This is a genomic window from Micromonospora sp. WMMD967 (assembly GCF_029626165.1).
Lineage (GTDB): Bacteria > Actinomycetota > Actinomycetes > Mycobacteriales > Micromonosporaceae > Micromonospora > Micromonospora taraxaci.
The window spans coordinates 2,691,261-2,705,545 of record NZ_JARUBK010000001.1 but is presented as its reverse complement, the minus strand read 5'-3'; the positions used below and the strand labels follow the sequence as shown (position 1 = coordinate 2,705,545).

The 14,285-nt window shown below is 73.1% G+C and carries 11 protein-coding genes, 1 pseudogene and 1 riboswitch; of the genes and pseudogenes, 4 read left to right on the top strand and 8 right to left on the bottom strand.

The window, feature by feature from the left end:
• The first annotated feature begins 118 nt into the window (after positions 1 to 118).
• The gene (locus O7631_RS12700) at positions 119 to 3,736 is read left to right on the top strand and encodes a hypothetical protein (RefSeq protein WP_278144406.1); all 3,618 of its coding nucleotides are present in this window, start codon (positions 119 to 121) and stop codon (positions 3,734 to 3,736) included.
• A gap of 19 nt (positions 3,737 to 3,755) precedes the next feature.
• On the opposite strand, the gene O7631_RS12695 is transcribed toward O7631_RS12700, so the two are convergent.
• The 7 genes and pseudogenes from O7631_RS12695 to O7631_RS12665 all read right to left on the bottom strand — a co-directional run bounded on the left by O7631_RS12695 (position 3,756) and on the right by O7631_RS12665 (position 10,221).
• Complete coding sequence (locus O7631_RS12695; protein WP_269680547.1) at positions 3,756 to 4,541, bottom strand: hypothetical protein; 786 nt, start codon at positions 4,539 to 4,541, stop codon at positions 3,756 to 3,758.
• Between the two features lie 23 nt (positions 4,542 to 4,564).
• A complete protein-coding gene (locus O7631_RS12690) occupies positions 4,565 to 5,437 on the bottom strand; it encodes a PspA/IM30 family protein (protein WP_278144405.1) in 873 nt (290 codons plus the stop codon).
• 196 nt (positions 5,438 to 5,633) lie between these two features.
• Positions 5,634 to 6,074, bottom strand: coding sequence for a helix-turn-helix transcriptional regulator (locus O7631_RS12685; protein ID WP_088990938.1), 441 nt, complete (start codon positions 6,072 to 6,074; stop codon positions 5,634 to 5,636).
• Positions 6,075 to 6,374: 300 nt separating this feature from the next.
• Positions 6,375 to 6,839, bottom strand: a pseudogene (locus O7631_RS12680) (CinA family protein); the annotation flags it as partial.
• A 176-nt stretch (positions 6,840 to 7,015) separates the two neighbouring features.
• Positions 7,016 to 7,609, bottom strand: coding sequence for a CDP-diacylglycerol--glycerol-3-phosphate 3-phosphatidyltransferase (gene pgsA, locus O7631_RS12675; RefSeq protein WP_269680549.1), 594 nt, complete (start codon positions 7,607 to 7,609; stop codon positions 7,016 to 7,018).
• Positions 7,610 to 7,686: 77 nt separating this feature from the next.
• Positions 7,687 to 9,195, bottom strand: coding sequence for a 30S ribosomal protein S12 methylthiotransferase RimO (rimO, locus tag O7631_RS12670; RefSeq protein ID WP_145784980.1), 1,509 nt, complete (start codon positions 9,193 to 9,195; stop codon positions 7,687 to 7,689).
• Between the two features lie 102 nt (positions 9,196 to 9,297).
• Positions 9,298 to 10,221: an ornithine cyclodeaminase family protein gene (locus tag O7631_RS12665; protein WP_278147921.1), complete on the bottom strand. Its 924-nt coding sequence runs from the start codon at positions 10,219 to 10,221 to the stop codon at positions 9,298 to 9,300.
• A gap of 93 nt (positions 10,222 to 10,314) precedes the next feature.
• Positions 10,315 to 10,387: riboswitch (guanidine-III (ykkC-III) riboswitch) on the top strand.
• A 61-nt stretch (positions 10,388 to 10,448) separates the two neighbouring features.
• Here O7631_RS12665 and O7631_RS12660 point away from each other — a divergent pair.
• Together O7631_RS12660 and O7631_RS12655 are read left to right on the top strand one after the other, a co-directional pair.
• Complete coding sequence (locus O7631_RS12660) at positions 10,449 to 10,763, top strand: SMR family transporter (protein ID WP_278144404.1); 315 nt, start codon at positions 10,449 to 10,451, stop codon at positions 10,761 to 10,763.
• An 81-nt stretch (positions 10,764 to 10,844) separates the two neighbouring features.
• Positions 10,845 to 11,090: a hypothetical protein gene (locus O7631_RS12655; protein WP_269680551.1), complete on the top strand. Its 246-nt coding sequence runs from the start codon at positions 10,845 to 10,847 to the stop codon at positions 11,088 to 11,090.
• A 67-nt stretch (positions 11,091 to 11,157) separates the two neighbouring features.
• On the opposite strand, the gene O7631_RS12650 is transcribed toward O7631_RS12655, so the two are convergent.
• Positions 11,158 to 13,614 (bottom strand): DNA translocase FtsK, encoded by a 2,457-nt coding sequence (locus O7631_RS12650; protein ID WP_278144403.1) that lies wholly within the window; start codon positions 13,612 to 13,614, stop codon positions 11,158 to 11,160.
• 114 nt (positions 13,615 to 13,728) lie between these two features.
• Here O7631_RS12650 and O7631_RS12645 point away from each other — a divergent pair, with 114 nt between their 5' ends.
• Positions 13,729 to 14,208, top strand: a complete 480-nt coding sequence (locus O7631_RS12645; RefSeq protein WP_269680553.1) for a YbjN domain-containing protein — start codon at positions 13,729 to 13,731, stop codon at positions 14,206 to 14,208.
• Positions 14,209 to 14,285: the final 77 nt, after the last annotated feature.

Sequence of the window (14,285 nt, the reverse complement as noted above, 5' to 3'; positions counted from 1 at the left end):
ATTCCTATCCGGCCGCCGGAGTCGCATGCTGCGGTTGAACCCTCACCGACCGTCAGCAGAGTGCCGAGGTCCGCCACGTCGGGGTGGCGGACGTCGTGCCCCGACCCCGGGGAGAGTCATGGCGATGTTCCGCAGACTCCGCTCCACCTTCTTCGAGCGGCCGACCCGCGACACGGGCGACACCGCCAGCGGACGGACGGCGTCCGTGCCAGCCGCGCGTACCGCCGAGGAGAGCGCTCCGGCCCCGAGCCTGGACCCGGCCGTGGTGCCGCGATGCTTCGGCCCGGTGCCCAACTTCGCCCACAGCCCCCGCCCGAGGCGTGATCCCGACGGGCGGGTGGTGCCCGGCACCGGGCTGCGCAAGTTCGTCGACCCGTTGCCCGCTCCGGGCCGGCACTGCCGCACCGACCTCGGCAGCCACCTGCCGGTGGCAGCGCCGGACACGATCAGCTACCCGGGCTGCGACTACTACGAGATCGGCCTACAGGAGTACGCGCAGCGGCTGCACCGGGACCTGCCGGCCACCCGGCTGCGCGGCTACCGGCAGCTGAACCTGGGCACCGATCCGACGGGCCACAACACGGTGGCGCCCCCCGACCGGCCGTGGCACCTCGGCCCGATGATCCTCGCCCGCCGGGGCCGACCGGTCCGGGTGAAGTTCATCAACCAGCTCCCCACCGGCCGGGCCGGCGAGCTGTTCCTGCCAGTGGACGACACCATCGCCGGCGCCGGTCTCGGCCCGCTGGACGGACCGGCGCCGTACCCGCAGAACCGGGCGGTGCTGCACCTGGCCGGGGCGCAGACCGGCTGGACCAGCGCCGGCAACCCCGGGCAGTGGATCACCCCGGCCGGGGAGATCACCCCGTACCCGACCGGGGTGGGTGTGACCCACGTGCCGGACATGCCGGCGCCGGGCGCGGGTGCCACCACGCTGTACTACCCGAACGACCAGAGCGGCCGGCTGCTGTGGTGGCACGACAACACCGCCGGTCTGGCCCGGCTCACCGTCTACGGTGGGCAGCTCGCCCTCTACCTGCTCACCGACCCGGCCGAGGACCAGCTCGTCGCCGACGGGGTACTCCCGGCCGACCAGCTCCCCCTCGTGATCGAGGACAAGACGTTCGTACCGGACGACACCCAACTCGCCGCCGAGGACCCGACCTGGGACCGGGAACGCTGGGGCGCCCGGGGCAGCCTCTGGCACCCACACGTGTACCAGCCCCGGCAGAACCCGTACCGGTCCGGCGGACGCAACCCGACCGGCCGGTGGGACTACGGCCCCTGGTCGCACAACCCCACACCGGACAGCGTCCACACCGACGGCTGGCCCCCGAACCCCCACCACGACCCGGTCGACGCGCCGGACGAACCACCGCTGAGCCCCGACCTGCCGCACCCGTCCGCGGTCCCCGAGGCGTACGGCGACACCCCTCTCGTCAACGGCGTCGCCTACCCGTACCTGGAGGTCCGACCGCGCGCGTACCGGTTCCGGATCCTCAACGCCTGCCTGGACCGCAACCTGAACCTCCAGCTCTACCGGGCCCGCTCCGACGGGGCGATGTGGACCGCCGACGGCGCGCTCGCCGACGAGGACGCCGGTGAGGTCCCGATGGTGCCCGCCGTGCGGGCGGCGGACCGTCCGCCGGGCTGGCCGACCGACGGACGCGACGGCGGGGTGCCCGACCCCCGCGCGGCCGGGCCCGAGTTCGTCCAGATCGGCAACGAGGCCGGGCTGTTGCCCGCGCCGGTGGTGCTGCCGAACCGACCGATCGGTTACCGCTACGACCGGCTCGACCCGACAGTGCTGAACGTCGACGGGCACACCCTGCTGCTCGCCCCGGGCGAGCGGGCCGACGTACTCGTCGACTTCTCCGCCGTACCGCCGGGCAGCACCCTGATCCTGTACAACGACGCGCCGGCACCGCTGCCCGGCTACGACCCCCGCTACGACCAGCACACCGACGCGCCGGACCGCACCGCCGAGGGTGGCCCGCCTCCCACCGAACCGGGGTACGGCCCGAACACCCGCACCCTGCTCCAGTTCCGGGTGAGCGGGGAGCCGGTGCAGCCGTACGACCTGGAACGGCTGCGCGAGCGGCTGCCAGTGGCGTACGCGGCCAGCCAACGCCCGCCGATCGTGCCGCAGCCGGCCTACGACGCGGCGTTCGGCACGCGTACCGGGTCGCCGACGACGGTGCCGGTGCACGCCAGCACCGTGACGTTCACCCCGACGGGCAGCGCCGGCCCGGTCACACTGCCGATCACGGTCAAGGCCGCCCAGCAGGTGTTCGAGCCGGACCACGGCCGGCTGGCCGGGCGGCTCGGCGTCGGGCACCCGCACGCCGGGCCGCTCAACCCGACGACGCTGCCGCTGGGCCCCACCGACCCGGTCACCGAGGTGCTCTTCGCCACCGACGCCGCCGTGCCGGTGGGCGGGCCGGGCGACGGCACCCAACTCTGGCGGATCAGTGGCAACGTCCGGCAGACCGAGCCGCTGCACTTCGGTGGCTGCGACGTGCAGGTGGTCAACCGGGTCGGCTGGGACGGCACGGTGCGGCCACCGCACGGCAACGAGCTGGGCTGGAAGGACACCGTCCGGGTCAACCCCCGGGAGGACGTCGTGGTGGCGTTGCGTCCGGTCGCCCCGGCGCTGCCGTTCAAGTTGGGCGACAGCGTCCGACTGCTCGACCACTGTCGCCCGGCCGGGGCCCGTACCGGGTCGACCCCGGTCAGCCCGGCGGACGGGCGACCCGCCATGGTGGTCAACCAACTGGTCAACCTGGGCTGGGAGTACCGCTGGCACAGCCAGCTCGCCGGCCACCGCGACGCGGGGATGACCCGGCCACTGGTGCTGCGGGTGGCGCCGAAGGCACCGACCGGGCTGACCGCCACGCCGGTGTCCGGCTCGGCCACCGCGCTACCCGCTATCGCCCTGGCCTGGACCGGCAACGGCGGACGTCCACCGGCGACCAGCCACCTGCTGCAACGGGCCACCGACGCGACGTTCGGCGGCGAGGTCACCACGATCACCGTCGCGGCCACCGCCACCCGGTACACCGACGCGACGGTCACCCCCGGCGTCACGTACCACTACCGGATCCGGGCGGAGAACGCCGTCGGCTACTCGTCCTGGTCGAACGGGGTTCCGGCCTCCGTGCACCTGGCCGCGCCGAGCGGCCTGGTCGCGGCGCTCCCGCCGGCCGCACCGCTGCGGGTGGCACTGCGCTGGTCGAACCGCTCGTTCGCCACCGGCATCGACGTGCAGCGGGCCACCAACCCCACGTTCACCAGCGGCCCCGGCACCACTGCCATCGGGGTCGCCGACAACCACCTGGACGTCACCGTCGCGCCGGACACCACGTACTACTACCGGGTGCGGACCACGTACCTGGGCGCCGCCTCGGCCTGGTCGACGGTCGCCACGGTGACCTCACCGCCCGCGCCGGGCACCCCCACCGAGGTGAGCGCCACCGCCAACGCGCCCGGCCCGGACACCGCGACGGTGATCCTGGCCTGGGCGGCGAGCACACCCACCGGGCAGGGGGCCGGGTTCATCGTGCAGCGGGCCCTCGACCCGGCGTTCGACCGGGAGGTCGCCACCTTCACGGTGACCGGTAGAGGTTTCACCAACACCGGGCTGGCCCGGGGCGTGACGTACCACTACCGGATCCGGTCGTTCAACGTCGTGGGCAGCTCGCCGTACACCGGCCCGGTGGTGGTCACGACCCCACCGTGACCGGCCGGCGCGGCCCGGCTCAGCGGGTGGGCGCGCGCAGAGGTGTGCCGACGGCGCGCAGCTCGGCGAGCGCCCCGGCAACACCGTGCAGCAGGTCGGTCGCCTCGGTGAGCCGGTCGGCGGCCGGGTGGGCGGTCTCCGGGCGGGCATCCTCGGCCAGGTAACCGGCGGCGGCGACCACCAACCGTTCGTAGGCGGCGACCCCGCCCTCCAGTTGGGCGGTCAGCACGGCGTGCGCCTCGGCCAGCGGTGCCCGCGCGTCGGCCGGGGCCAGCCGCAGCGCCCGTTCGACACTGGCCACCCGCGACGCCAGGTCGCGCAATGAACCGTCAGCGGCGGCGGCCTCCTGCACCGCGGGCTCGGCCAGCCCGGTGAGCCGGGGAGCCATCCCGGCCAGGGTGAGGGCCGCTCGGTCCAGGCGGGCCCACTGCTCGCCCGCGCTGGTGCCGCGTAGGGCGATCCGGGAGCGGACCCGGCGAACCTCGGCCAGCACACCAGGGCCGACCGGCAGCCGCTCGACGGCGGCGACCAACCGGGCCCGCGACCGGGCCGCGGCCTCGGCCGGGTCGAGCGCGGGGGGTGCCGGCTGGGCGGCCAGGGCACGCACGTCGATCCAACGCCAGGCGGCGAGCGCCACCGCACTGCCCGCGGCGCCGGCCCAGGCCGCGTCGGGCAGACCGAGGCCGGCGTACGGGGTCAGCACCGCGGCGGCACCGCCGAGCCCACCGGCCAGCACACTCCATCGTCGGGCGGACCGGCGCAGCCGACCCAGCCTCCGGAAGTATCGCGCCCGCTCGTCTGCCACCCTGACCCCCTCGGTCCGCTCGTTCAGCCGGCGGCGGTTGGGTCGCCGGTGCCCCGCTCGCGAGCCATGCTGGCGCGCAGCTCGTCCAACCGGGCGGCGGCCGCCGGATCGTTGACCGGGCCGGCCTTCTCGGCCTGCGGCACGGCCTGTCGCTGCGACGCGCCGCCGAGCTGCTCCCCCGCCATGCTGGACCGGATCTGCTCCAGTCTCGCGGAACCCGCCGAGTCGATGGTGGCCTTCTGAATCTCCAACATCCGGCCTTCGACGGAGTTGCCGGCCAGCTCGGCGCGACCCATCGCGTTGGCGTAGCGCCGCTCGATGCGGTCGCGCACCTCGTCCAGCGACGGGGTGTTGGTGGGCGCGGTCAGCGACGACATCGACTCCAGCGAACGGGCCACCGACTCCTGCATCTTGGCCTGCTCCAGCTGGCTGAGCAGCTTGGTGCGCTCGGCGAGCTTCTGCTGGAGGATCATGGAGTTGTTCTCGACCGCCCGGCGGGCCTGGGCTGCGGCACCCAGCGCCTGGTCGTGCAGGGTCTTCAGGTCCTCGGTGGCCTGTTCAGCGGAGACCAGCTGGGTGGCCAGGGTCTGCGCCGACTGCTCGAACCGCGTCGCCTCGGCCTCGTCACCCTTGGCCCGGGCCTGGTCGGACAGCACCAGGGCCTGTCGGGCGTTGCCCTGCAGCCGCTCGACCTCGGACATCTGCCGGGAGAGCTTCATCTCCAGCTGACGCTGGTTGCCGATCACGGCGGCGGCCTGCTGGACCAGCGCCTGGTGCTGCCGCTGGGCATCCTCGATGGCCTGCTGGATCTGCACCTTGGGGTCGGCGTGCTCGTCGATCTTGGCACCGAAGAGCGCCATCAGATAGTTCCAACCCTTGACGAACGGGTTCGCCATCTCCGCGGTATCCCCTCAGTCGCGTCGCTCCACCACGGTCGGGTCGGACAGGCCGACCACGACCGGCCGGTCTCCATCGTCCCAGTCGAACGCCAACGAAGGCACCCTTACCGTTGGTCGACTGCACCGGCAGCTCCTGCCGGCCACCCTACGCGGCCGGGGCCAACCCGCCCACGGCCAAACCGGAAGGATGGGGTCAGGCCGCGCAGACCACGTCCCGGTCGCGCTCCGTCGGGCGTACGCGCGCGCTGCGCAGCGTGGCCTTGAGCGGCGAATCCTGGCGGACCGACACGGCGACCTTGCCATCGGAGGTGACCTGGCGGACGCCCCGGCTGGTGCTCTTGGCGGCAGCGGCGCCGTCGGCCGGCTCCTCCTGCATCGAGACGAGCACACCCGGCATCTGCTCGGCGAGCGCCACCGTGTCGCTCACCTCGCGCAGCAGCTCGGACAGGCGGGCGCCGAGGGCGTCGCAGATCGCGGCGAGCAGCTCGCTGGACGGCTCCTTGTGCCCCCGCTCGATCTCGGAGAGGTAGCCGAGGCTGACGTTGGCGGCGGTGGAGACCTCACGCAGCGTGCGCTGCTGCCCCTGACGGCGCGCTCGTAGTGCGTCACCGATCACCCGGCGTAGCAGGATCATCGCACCTCCCCCTGAGGGATACCTCGCGCTCGCCGCTGGCAGCCGGTCGCGGTGGGACCGCGCCGACCCCGAACGTCGGAGCCTTCCCGCAACCGTACCCGTTGCGAGCCCGGGCGACATCCCGCCCCGCCCGTCGGTTCGTCGGCGCGGGGGTCACCGGTGGCCGGCACCGGCCGTTCCCGCCCTGCCCCGGGTGGTCCCGTCCGGGGTGGGCGAGGTTTCCGCCGGGGGTACGACTTCTGGGGTGTCGGGGTTGGCGGCTGGTGCGCCGGGGATCGCCGCCTGGGCGTCGGCGTCGTAGATCCGCTCGGCGAGCAGCCGGAGGGCCTCGATCACCGCCCTCGTGCGGACGTGGTCCCGGCCGCCGTCGAGGTCGAGTTGACGGACCTCCGCGCCGTTCGCCCCGGCGACCGCCACGTAGACCAGGCCGACGGGTTTGCCGTCCTGGGGTTCCGGGCCGGCGACGCCGGTGGTGGCGACCCCCCAGTCCGCGCCGCAGCGCTCGCGCCCGCCCTCGGCCAGCGCCGCCGCCACGTCGGGGTCCACCGGTCCCCGCTCGGACAGCAGGTCGGCGGGTACGCCGGCCAGGCTGTCCTTCAGGTCGGTGGCGTAGACCACGAGCCCACCCCGGTAGATCGCGCTCACCCCGGCGACGTCCACGATCGAGGCCGCCAGCAGACCGCCGGTGAGCGACTCGACGGTGGCCAGGGTCTCGTGTCGCTGCGCCAGCCGGTGCACCACCGCCGCCGCCGCACTGCCCGCCACCGCGTCGTCCGAGACACCGACCTCGTGGCGTCCGAAACCAGCGTCCCGCTGCGTCGACCCGTCCGTTCCCACGCACCAATCCTTCCCCACCGACCGATCCCCAACCCTGCCGGCCCGAACGCGTAGATCATGAGGTTGACCTGCCGACACGCCAGCCCGGAGAGCAACGGGTGGGGTCAGCGGGGGCGACGGAGGCGAAGCGCCTGGGCTATGTAGTCGAAACCGGTGGCGACCGTGACCAGGACGGCAGCGCCCATGATCCACGGGCCGACGGCGGCGAGGGCGGCCGGCATCGGCCAGAGGTACCACGCGATGGCGAGGATCTGGAGCGCCGTCTTGACCTTGCCGCCGCGGCTGGCGGCGATAACGCCGTGCCGGATCACCCAGAACCGCAGCCCGGTGATGCCCAACTCGCGGACCAGGATCACGGCGGTCACCCACCAGGGCAGTTGGTCGTACCAGGAGAGCAGCACCAGGGCCGCTCCGGTGAGCGCCTTGTCGGCGATCGGGTCGGCCACCTTGCCGACGGAGGTGACCAGCCCGAAGCGGCGGGCGATCCAGCCGTCCACCAGGTCCGTCGCCGAGGCCACCGCGAAGATCAGGCAGGCCGCCATCCGCCAGCCCGCGTGGGTCATCCCGGACACGATCACCGACGCGGCGAAGACCGGCACGAGAACCAGCCGTAGGGCGGTCAGCGCGTTGGCCGCGTTGAGGACGGGCACCACGGCCGCCACCGCCGGGCCGGGCGTCGACTCCGTCGCCCCGGTCACCGCGGCACTCCGCTCGGGCTGCCGCGGCGTTCCCGGCACCGCACCACGTGGCTCCCCCGCTCCGCTCGGGCCCGCCGTCACCGTGCCGCGCCGGGCGCCGCCGAGATCATCTCATCCGGCACGGCGAGCAGGTCCACCCCTTCGGTGCCGGTCACCGTTGCGCGCACCAGATCACCAGGACGCAGCGCGGCCAGGTCGACCCCGCCGTCAGCCGGCGCGACCAGGGTGGTCGAGCCGTCGACCTCCGGCGCCTGGTGCGCCGCCCGTCCCTCCACCACGCCGTCCGTGATCGAGTCGACGAGCACCTCCACGGTCGAGCCGAGCCGGTCCTCGGCCCGCTGCGAGCACAGCTCGTCGGCGAGCGCGCTGAGCCGGTCGTACCGGCGCTTGATCGTCGCGGCGGAGACCTTGCCGGGCAGCCCGGCGGCTTCGGTGCCGTCCTCGTCGCTGTAGTCGAACATGCCGATCGCGTCGAGCCGGGCCTCGGTCAGGAACCGCACCAGCTCGTCGACGTCGGCGCGGGTCTCGCCGGGAAAGCCGACGATGAAGTTGCTCCGGGCACCCGCGTCCGGGGCCAGCGCACGCGCACCCGCCAACAGCTCCAGGAACCGGTCGGTGGAGCCGAAACGCCGCATCCGGCGCAGCACTGGCTCGCTGGAGTGCTGGAACGACAGGTCGAAGTACGCGGCCACACCCGGGGTGTTGGCGATCGCCTCGACCAGCCCGGGGCGGGTCTCGGCCGGCTGGAGGTAACTCGCCCGCACCCGGACGATGCCACTCACCGCGGCGAGCTGCGGCAGCAGCTTCTCCAGGGCGCGGGGGTCACCCAAGTCCTTGCCGTACGAGGTGGAGTTCTCGCTGACCAGCACCAGCTCGCGTACGCCGGTCTTGGCAAGCCACTCCGCCTCGGCGAGCAGCTCGTCCGGCGTACGCGACACGAACGCCCCACGGAAGGCCGGGATGGCGCAGAAGGCGCACCGCCGGTCGCAGCCGCTGGCGAGCTTCAGCGAGGCCACCGGGCCGGTGTCCAGCCGGCGGCGCAGCACCTGCCGCAGGTGCGCCGGGGTGTGCTCGTCGGTGTCGACAGCGGTGCGGGTGACGGTGCCGTGCCCGGGCAGGGACACCGCGCTGTCGCGCCGCTTCACCGGGGTCAACGGCAGCAGCTCACGCCGGTCCCGGGGGGTGTGTGCGGTGACCTGCTCACCGGCGACGACGGCGTTCAGCCGGGCGGCGATGTCCGGGTAGTCGTCGAAGCTCAACACCGCCTGGGCCTCGGGCAGGCTGTCCGCGAGCTCCCGGCCGTACCGCTCGGCCATGCAGCCGGCCGCGACGACCTTGGCACCGGTGCCGGCGGCGGCGAGCAGGGTCTGGATGGAATCCTGCTTGGCCTTCTCCACGAAACCGCAGGTGTTGACGACCACCACGTCGGCGCCCTCGCCGTCGGTGCTCACCTGCCAGCCGTCGGCGTGCAGCCGGGCGGCCAGCTCCTCCGAGTCGACCTCGTTACGGGCACAGCCGAGGGTCAGCAGGGCGACGCGGCGGCCCTCGGCGTTGTCGGAAGGCGAAGGAGCGGTGGCAGACACCATCCGAGGGTACCGGGCCAGTCGGGGCGGCCCACGCACGCGGGCGGCCGGGCCTCAACCCACCTCGGTGTGCTGAGTCACTGGGCAGGTCTGCCGGTCGGCCGGTCAGCGTGCTGCGGCGCCCACCCGGGTCAGCGCGTCGAGCAGGAAGACCTCGGTCCCGGCCAGGCCGGTGCAGCAGAAGACCGAGACCTGGTCCGCGGTGGTCCGACCCGGGACCGCGGCGGCCAGGACGCCACCCAGGTCGACCAACCGCCCCGCGTACGGGGGTGTGGCCGCGAGCATCGGCGGCTGGTAGTCCGCCGCCTGGGTCGGCGAGTCGGTGACCAGCAGGTCCGCGACGTCGAGCAGGTCGGTGCCGAACTCGCTGCGGTCGAGCTGCTTGAAGCCGACAGCGTTGACGTGCGTGCCGGGGCTGAGGTCGGCGGCGCGGAGCACCGGGGTCGGGCTGGTGGTCGCGAGCACCACCACGTCCCGCCCGGCCACTGCCGATCCCGGGGTGGTCACCGCGCGGGCCGGCACACCCAGCTCGGCGCGGACCCGGGCGGCGAAGGCGTCCCTCCGGGCGGCGGAGCGGCTGTGCACGACGACCTCCCGCAACGGGCGGACCGCGGCGGCGGCCCACACCTGCGTCCAGGCCTGCCGGCCGGAGCCGATCACCCCGAGGCTGGCCGCGTCCGGGCGGGCCAGCGCGTCGATCGCGACACCCCCCAATCCACCGGTACGACGGGAACCCAGCTCCTCGCCCACCGCCACCGCCCGGACCGCCCCGGTTCGGCCGTCGTGCAGCACCACCAGCTGCTCCCCCTCCGGGTGGCCGAAGGTGTCGTACGAGCGGAAGCCGTACCACTCGCCGACCAGGTGCCCGGCGGTGAGCACCATCCGCCCACCGCCCAGCGGGGCGGCGGTCCGGGGCGGGGCGATCAGACGTCCCTCGTACGCGGCCAGGAGGGCGGCGCGCATGGCGTCGACCGTGGTGGCGGCGTCCAGCGCGGCGGCGACCTCAGGATCGGCGTAGAGCAGGGTCATGATTGCCATCCTGCAAGTTGAAGTCAGGTACAGGTCAACACGTGGTGGTGATCGTCACCACCCCGCCCCCGGACGCCGGTGCTAGCGTCGGCAGCGGTGGCCCCGGATGCTCGTGGCCGCTCCGGACGAGTGGTGGGCGTACCCGGTCAGGCCAAGACGCCCCGCGTGAGATGAAGACTCGACTCGTCCCGGCGCGGCAGCCCCGGGTGCCTACCGTGAGGTGAACGATGGCCTGGCTCGTACTCGTGATCTCGGGACTGCTGGAGACGGCCTGGGCGATCGCCCTGGACCGCAGCGCCGGCCTCAGCCGGTTGGTCCCGTCCGCGATCTTCGTGGTGACCCTGGTCCTGAGCATGGCCGGGCTGGCGTACGCGCTCCGGGAGATCCCGGTCGGCACCGGCTACGCGGTCTGGGTCGGCATCGGTGCGGTCGGCACCGCCCTGATCGGGATGCTGGCGCTCGGCGAGTCGGCGAGCCTGCCCCGGATCCTCTGCCTCGTGCTGGTGGTCGCGGGCGTGATCGGGTTGAAGATCTTCCACTGAGGCATTCGTCGGCAGGAGTGGCGGCCACCCACAGTGGGTAGTGATCGATCCGTCACGACAGGCTCTCATTTGGAGGACGACATGACCGACATGCCGAGCACCGCCCGCCCCCGCAGCAACGCCGCCCGCATCCTCACCATCGTGGGCTTCGTCTTCGCCGTCCTCGCGCTGCTGCTCAACCCGATCATCTTCGGCGTGCTCGGCGTCATCGCGGGCGTCGTCGGCGCGGTGCTCGGCGACAAGCCCCTGGGCTGGTACGCCGCCGCGGCCAGCGTCGTCGCCGCGATCATCAGCCTGGTGATCATCGGTGCCCTGATCAGCAACTGACACAACTTCTTCGACACGGGCCCGCCGGATACCGGCGGGCCCGTCGCGTGTCCAGGGTCGACCGGTGTCAGTCCCCGTCGCCGCGGAGACCGACCAGGACCTCGTCCAGCTCGTCCGGCTTGACCAGCACGTCGCGTGCCTTCGACCCCTCGGACGGCCCGACCACGCCGCGGGTCTCCATCAGGTCCATCAGGCGGCCGGCCTTCGCGAAACCGACCCGCAGCTTGCGCTGGAGCATCGAGGTCGAGCCGAACTGTGAGGTGACCACCAGCTCCACCGCCTGCACCAGCAGGTCGAGGTCGTCGCCGATGTCCTCGTCGATCTTCTTCTTGTTGTCCTGTGCCGGCGCCAGCACGTCCTTGCGGAACTCCGGCTCGCGCTGGTCCTTACAGAACTTCACCACGTCGGTGATCTCGCGCTCGGTGACCCAGGCACCCTGGATGCGGACCGGCTTCGACGCCCCCATCGGCAGGAAGAGCCCGTCACCACGGCCGAGCAGCTTCTCCGCGCCCGGCTGGTCGAGGATGACCCGCGAGTCCGCGAGCGAGGAGGTGGCGAACGCCAACCGGGACGGCACGTTCGCCTTGATCAGACCGGTCACCACGTCGACCGAGGGACGCTGGGTGGCCAGGACCAGGTGGATGCCGGCGGCCCGGGCCAGCTGGGTGATCCGGACGACCGAGTCCTCCACGTCACGGGGGGCCACCATCATCAGGTCGGCCAGCTCGTCCACGATCACCAACAGGTACGGGTACGGGCGCATCTCCCGTTCGCTGCCCGGCGGGGCCTTGATCTCGCCGTTGCGGACCTTCCGGTTGAAGTCGTCGATGTGCCGGACCCCGTTGGCGGCGAGGTCGTCGTAGCGCATGTCCATCTCGCGGACCACCCAGTCCAGCGAGTCGGCTGCCTTCTTCGCGTTGGTCACGATCGGGGTGACCAGGTGCGGGATCCCCTCGTAGCCGGTCATCTCGACCCGCTTCGGGTCGATCAGCAGCAGCCGCACCTCGTCCGGGGTGGCCCGGGTGAGGATCGACACCAGCAGTGTGTTGAGGCAGCTCGACTTGCCCGCGCCGGTGGCGCCGGCGATGAGGATGTGCGGCATCTTGGCGAGGTTGGCCACCACGTAGCCACCCTCGATGTCCTTGCCGAGCGCCACCACCATCGGGTGGTGGTCGCTGGTCGCCGCACGCGAACGCAGCACGTCACCGAGGGCGACGTTCTCCGGGTCGGTGTTCGGGATCTCCACGCCGACCGCGCTCTTGCCCGGGATCGGGCTGAGGATCCGCACGTCCGGCGACTTCACCGCGTACGCGATGTTGCGGGACAGCTGCGTGATGCGTTCGACCTTGACGCCGTGACCCAACTCCACCTCGTAGCGGGTGACGGTCGGGCCCCGGGTGAAGCCGGTGACGGCGGCGTCCACGTCGAACTGGTCGAACACGCCGGTCAGGGCGGCGATCACCTCGTCGTTGGCCTTGCTGCGGGTCTTGGGCGCCGCGCCGCTGCTGAGCATGTTGGCCGGCGGCAGGGTGTAGTCCCCGGCCAGCCCGGTCAACGCGAGCTGCTCGGCGCGGGTCGGCGCGGGCGAGTGCTCCGGCGGCTCGACCGGCGGCTTTCGGCTCGCCGGCACCTTCGCCGGCGACTTGCGCGGCAGCACCATGGTCTCCTGGAGGTCCGCGCCGTCCAGGTCCTCGAAGTCGTCCGGGTCGATCGGCGGGGGCATCCGCTTCGCCGGCCGCCTGCGCGCGGGCCGCGTCGCCTCCTCGTCGGCCTCCTCGGCCGCCTCCGGGGCGGCGACCAGCCCTCCGGCGAGCAGACCCAGCCGCTCCGGGATCTTGTTGATCGGCGTCGCGGTGACCACGAGCAGGCCGAAGAGCAACAGCAGGACCAGCAGAGGTACGGCGACCCAGGCGGTGACCGCGCGTTCCAGCATCCCGCCCACACCAGCGCCGACCAGGCCTCCGGCGTAGTCCCGCTGCACGGTGTCCACCGGGTCCTGACCGATCTGGAGCAGCGCGGCGGTCGACACCAGTAGCGAACCCCACCCGATCAGCCCGCGACCCCGATGCTCCGGGTCGGCCGGCTGACGCATCAGCCGCCACGCGCCGATCATCAGCAGCACCGGCACGACCACCGAGATCGCGCCCAGGAACAGTCGGATCGTGTCGGCCAGTCGTGCGCCCACCGGGCCGGCACCGGAGAACCAGAGCGCCACGGCGGAGAGCAGGGCGAGACCGAACAACAGCAGCCCGGCGCCGTCGCGACGGTGCTCCGGGTCGAGGTCACGGGCCGAGGCGGCCTGTCGACCGGCGGCCCGCACCGCCCAACCCATGCCGTGTGCGAGACCCATCCACAGTGCGCCGACCGCGCGGCCCACGTAGACGGCCGGGCCGGGCCGGGCCGGCGTGGTGCGACGCCGGACCGGCGCCCGGGTCTTCTTGGCCGGTTGACGGGCACGACTGTTGGTGCCACCGCGCGGCGACGCGCCGCGTCGCCGGCTCGCCTGAGAGGTACGGCCCGCCATAGAGTCACGGTAACGGTGTGGCCGGGCAGATCCCCGCTTTTCCGGGTCGTGTCCGCGCGTCGCAACACGGGCCCCACCGCCGGTCGTGATATCCGACTCAGAAGGGATGCCCTCATGGCGTCGCCGGAAATCGCGAGCGATCCGGACGATCCGCTGGCCGGGCACCCCGGTGCGCTGCGTCCACTGAGCGGTGAACTGGTCGCCGCGGTGCTCGCCGCCCGGGGCCGGTCCGTCGGCCTGAGCGTGGACGGCGAACTGGTGGGCCGCTTCGACGACAACCTGATCTGGTTCCTCCTGCTCGGCGACGACGGGGAGCTGCTCCAGGTCCGCACCATGGTCACCACCACGTTCGGGATCGAGCAGGTGCCCGCCCTGTACGCCTTCTGCAACTCGTGGAACCACGACCGGCTCTGGCCCAAGGCGTTCACCCACGTCGACGACGACGGTCGGGCCCGCGTCTACGGCGAGGTGATCACCGACCTGGAACGCGGGGTGACCCCGCACCAGCTCGACCGACTGCTCGACTGTGGCATCACCACCGGCTGCCAGCTCGCCGTGGCGGTCCGCCGACTGCCCGGTGCGGTGCCGTCGTGACCGGGCGGGACGAGTTCACCGGCCACCGCCCCGGCACACCGCCCACCGGTGCGGACGACCGCCCCGCGCCGGGCCGC